This is a genomic window from Saccharopolyspora sp., from assembly GCF_017434145.1.
GTDB lineage: Bacteria > Actinomycetota > Actinomycetes > Mycobacteriales > Pseudonocardiaceae > Saccharopolyspora_C > Saccharopolyspora_C galaxeae.
Window position 1 is genome coordinate 1 of the sequence record NZ_JAFRFW010000169.1, and the last position, 2,138, is coordinate 2,138.

3 protein-coding genes are annotated in these 2,138 nt (G+C 72.3%); 1 reads left to right on the forward strand and 2 read right to left on the reverse strand.

The window, feature by feature from the left end; all coding sequences use genetic code 11:
• On the forward strand, nt 1–414 hold a 414-nt coding region (locus IJH84_RS04785), incomplete at its 5' end, for a sensor histidine kinase KdpD (RefSeq protein ID WP_295140710.1).
• Between the two features lie 40 nt (nt 415–454).
• Here IJH84_RS04785 and IJH84_RS04790 read toward each other — a convergent pair.
• Nucleotides 455–955, reverse strand: coding sequence for a GtrA family protein (locus IJH84_RS04790; RefSeq protein ID WP_200073410.1), 501 nt, complete (start codon nt 953–955; stop codon nt 455–457).
• Between the two features lie 101 nt (nt 956–1,056).
• Complete coding sequence (locus tag IJH84_RS04795; protein WP_295140715.1) at nt 1,057–1,929, reverse strand: hypothetical protein; 873 nt, start codon at nt 1,927–1,929, stop codon at nt 1,057–1,059.
• Between the last annotated feature and the right edge of the window lie 209 nt (nt 1,930–2,138).

Here is a 2,138-nt window from a genome sequence, read left to right on the forward strand (position 1 = left end):
CTGCGCGCGCAGAGCCGGACGCTGCGGCAACGGGTGCCGGAGGGGCTGCTGGCCAGGGCGACGCCCGCCCGGTTGCGCGAAGCCATCGGGGTGCTGCTGGACAACGCCCTGCGGCACGGCAAGGGCGCGGTGACGCTGGCTGCCCGCGAGGGCGGCGGGACGGTCGTCGTGGAGGTCGGCGACGCCGGGCCGGGCGTTCCGGACCAGCTGGTGCCGTACGTGTTCGATCGCGGGTTCTCCGCGGGCGGCTCGACCGGTGTCGGGCTGGCGCTGGCGCGGGCGTTGATCGAGGCGGACGGCGGGCGGCTCGAACTCAGCAAGGCCCGGCCCGCGCTGTTCGAGATCTACCTGCCGGTGGCACGTGCCGATGACGTGCTCGGCGTTCCCTGGAAGATCGAGTCGACGCCGCGCTGAGGCCACCCGGTTTCGTGCGGCCGAGACGAATCGCGGCGAGCTATTCGTCTTGTTCGGAATCGCCGGAAGGGAACACCCAGCGCCGGAACGCCCACCACCGGAATGCCATGCCCAGCAGCAATCCGACGATCTGCGCGGCGGTGAAATCCGCGATCTCCTCGACGAACCTGCTGGTGTAGGGCTCCTGCAGGTGCAGCGCGTACCGCGAGAACCACAGCGGCGCGGCGTACAGCGCGACCCCGATACCGCTGAACAGGAAGTACAGCGCCGCCTCGTGGTGGCGTTCGCGCCCGCCCCTGGTGCGGAACGACCATTCCCGGTTGAGCACGTAGGAGGCGATCGTGGCCACCAGCACGGCGATCACTTTCGCGGTGACCGGTTTCGGCACCAGGATCGTCAGCTTCAGCCCGTAGAAGATCGCGGTGTCGACGAAGAACGTGATCGCACCGACGACCGCGAACTTGAGCAGTTCGCGGTGCCGGATCGCCACGTTTCGGTACGGCTGCGGGATGCGGGTGAGCACCGAATCGACGACGGACACGGCGGCAATTTTACGTGGCGGTCGGCGCGCTTCCGGTGGCCGGTCGTCGGCGCGGACCGCCGCGTGCGCGGCAGTGAGTCACCGCCGCACGCGGCAGCGAGTCACCGCCCGGACAGGTCCCGCAGCGGCCAGGGCCACGGCCGGGTTCCGGACGGCGCGTCCGGCTCGTCGTGTTCCGGCCGCGAGGTTTCCTGCTGCGGCGGGTCGTCCGGCGGTTGCAGCAGGTCCGGCAGTTCCGGTGGTTCGGGCGGTTCCGGGTGCTGCGGTGATTCCGGCGGCCGGGGCGGTTCCGGAGGCTGTGGCGGCTCCGGTGGCTCGGGCGGTTCCGGAGGTTCTGGGGACTCGGGCGGCTCGGGCCACCAGCAGTGCCACCAGCCCTGTCCGGGGAACTCCGGAATGCCCGGGCACGGCTTCGGTGGCACTCCCGGATACCGCAACCGCAAGGTCAGCGAGTCGCTGTCGCTCGCCTGCCCGAGCGTGGCCTGAGCGGGAATGGTGACCTGCCGCTCGGCGTCCGCCACCGGCGCGTCCTGGAACGTCAGCAGCCACAGGTCGCCCTCGAAGGACTCGCCGGGCCGCAAGTCCTTGGCGCACCGCAGCTGCCGCTCGGACGGGTGCACCTCGCACTCCGGCGGAATCCCGATCGCGCGGGTGCCTTCCGGCAGCCGAGCCGTCGCTTCGGCACGACCGGCCGTGCGGCCGGTGTTGCGCACGTCCAGTTCGAGGTGCACCGGCGGATGATCGTCGACCTGCTCGGACAGGCCCTCGTCGAACGCCGCGCGGGAGACCCGCACGTCCACGCCGTCGGCGGGGGCCAGCCGGACCCGGATCGCGGAGAGCTGCAGGTCGATCGTGGCGCCGGAGGTGATCTGCGCGCGGATCTCGCCTTCCGAAGCGTTCGGCGCCGCCTGCACGCGCAGGCGGAAGGTGAGGTGGCCACCCGGCGGCACACCGCGATCCGAAGTGCACCGCACGCCGCCCTCGTACGCCTGGCAACGAACCTGCGGCTCGCCGGCCGGTGCGGCGGAGCGGGCGCTCGCCGGAGTGGCGCTCGCCGGAGTGGTGCTCGCGGGTCCGGTGCTTGCTGGAGCGGCGCGTGCGGTGGCAATGCCTGCCGAGCCGGAGCCGGCTGGAGCAGTGCTTCGCGGACCCGCGCTGGACGCAGCGGTGCCGGCCGGCGAAG